The following is a 2,361-nucleotide window of genomic DNA, read 5'->3' as shown; positions in this document are numbered from 1 at the left end:
GAAGCGCTCTAGCTGTTGCTCTTTGTCGATGCTGAGAAACAGTTTGATGACAATAATTCCGTCATCCACCATTTGTTGTTCAAACTCGTTTATTTCCTTATATGCACGCTGCCAGGTGCTTTTGTTTACGAGTTGATCGACTCGCTCGACAAGTACTCGGCCATACCACGAGCGATCAAAAATAACGGTTTGCCCCTGTTTCGGAAGGCGCCGCCAAAAGCGCTGGAGATAGTGTTCGGCTAGTTCTTCCTCGCTTGGCGCGCCGATGGGATGAACCCGATAACCTCTCGGGTCCATAAATGCGGTTGCCCTGCGTATAAGGCCACCTTTACCTGCGGCGTCGATGCCTTCGGTAACAATGACGCAACGATGCCTTTGTTGATACACACCATGTTGTAAGGCCATAAGTTTTAGTTGAAGTTTTTCCAGCTCTTCTCGATATGTGTCTTTATTCGCCTTCGGGTGTTCAAGCGCACTTAGTCTTTGGCGTTGCATGATCATTTGACCTCTCCGTCGACATTCGGCTGGTTTTCGGATCGTTCTTCGTGCTTGTGTTGCATCTCCCAGAGTTCGGCATATGCACCTTGTTGCGCAAGCAATTGCTGATGATGGCCGTGCTCGATAATACGACCCGCATCCATAACCAAGATGCGGTCGCAATCGATCACGGTAGAGAGTCTGTGTGCAATGATGATGGTACTTCTGCCAATTGAAACCTCGCGAATAGCGCGCATTACGGCTTGCTCAGAGCGGCTATCCAAGGCGCTGGTTGCCTCATCAAAAACCAATATTGATGGCTGTTTGAGTATCATGCGCGCAATGGCGACCCGTTGCTTCTCGCCCCCCGAGAGTTTTAAGCCTCTTTCGCCAACATGCGTTTGTAAGCCCGAAGGCAATGACGTAACAAACTCCTTTAGGTGCGCAAGTTCAATCGCTTTTTCGACTTCTTGATCGGTCGCTGTTGGGCAGCCATATCGCACGTTTTCGAGCAGGGAATCGTTGAACAAAACGGTGTCTTGCGGCACCACGCCAATGGCATCTCTTAAGCTATGCAAGCTTACGTCGCGGATATCCTGCTCATCAATTCGGATACTTCCTGACGATACATCGTAGAAGCGAAACAGTAAGCGGGCGATAGTGGATTTTCCTGAACCGCTGCGACCCACAATAGCAATCCGCTCTCCAGGCCCTATCTCAATTGAAAGGCTTTTCAGGATTGGCCGTTGGGCATCGTAGGCGAAATCGACATGTTCGAAGTGGATGCGGCCAGTGATGAGATTTAAGTCTGCGTTACTTTTGTCTGGAACACTCGATTCTACTTTAAGCAGATCAAACATGCGTTCAATATTGGTGAGCGAACTCTTGATCTCTCGATACACAAAGCCAAGAAAGTTAAGCGGCATGAATATTTGCATCATAAAGGCATTTACGAGCACGAAGTCACCAATGGTCATGCGTTGTTGGGTAACTTCGTAAGCGGCGAGAGAGAGCATGGCAGTCATTGAGAGCGCGATGATGAGCGCTTGGCCCGCATTCAGTGCAAACAGAGAGAGTCGATTTTTACGTTTTGCCTGCTCCCAAGATGCCAGTGCGCCGTCATACCGATTGGCTTCAAATTGCTCATTGGTAAAGTACTTCACCGTCTCGAAATTAAGCAGGCTGTCGACGGCGCGGGTGGTACTCGTGTTGTCTGCCTCGTTTGCCTCACGGATAAACTTGGTGCGCCAGTCGGTGATGGATTTTGAATACCAGACATAAGCAACAACCGACGCCAAAACGATGAGTGCAAAAGAGATGCTGTATTGTTGCCATAGTATGCCCATCACCAGAAAAAGTTCTAGAAAGGTCGGTACAATATTGAACACCAAAAAGCGCATCAGAAAGTTAATGCCGCTCACTCCGCGCTCAATATCGCGTGATAAACCGCCAGTTCTTCGATTGAGGTGGAAAGCGAGATCTAGCTGGTGGAGATGCTCGAAAACCCTCAGGCCAATGCGGCGCATGGCACGTTCGGTTACGCGGCCAAAGAGCGTGTCGCGAATCTCGCCAAGCACCGAGTTGGCAAGCCTGATAAAACCGTATGCGATTAACAGCGCAATAGGCACGCTTAGCGCCATTGCCGTTTTGCTATCCAAGCCGGAAGAGGCTTGCGCATCAAATTGTCCGTTAAGATTATCGACAATTTGTTTTAGAACAAAGGGCATGCCAATGCTGGCAAGTTTTGCTGCGACAAGGCACGCAAGCGCAAGCGCAACGCGAGAGCGGAACTCAAAAATATAGGGAACAACCTGCCGAACTACAGACCAGTCGATCTTTTGGTTTGGGTTGAAATCGGAACGCATCCCGCGCATGGCATTTTCC

At 49.5% G+C, this 2,361-nt stretch carries 2 protein-coding genes; both read right to left on the bottom strand.

What is annotated here, in order from left to right; genetic code table 11:
• The coding region (locus A3751_RS07095; RefSeq protein WP_369821232.1) for a polyphosphate kinase 2 family protein at window positions 1–501 on the bottom strand (501 nt) is incomplete at its 3' end.
• Window positions 498–2,361: ABC transporter ATP-binding protein/permease (locus tag A3751_RS07090; RefSeq protein ID WP_369821231.1), on the bottom strand; the 1,864-nt coding region annotated here is incomplete at its 5' end. The genes A3751_RS07095 and A3751_RS07090, both read right to left, overlap by 4 nt.

The organism is Oleiphilus sp. HI0080, from assembly GCF_001635135.1.
This window is presented reverse-complemented; position numbering and strand designations above follow the sequence as displayed.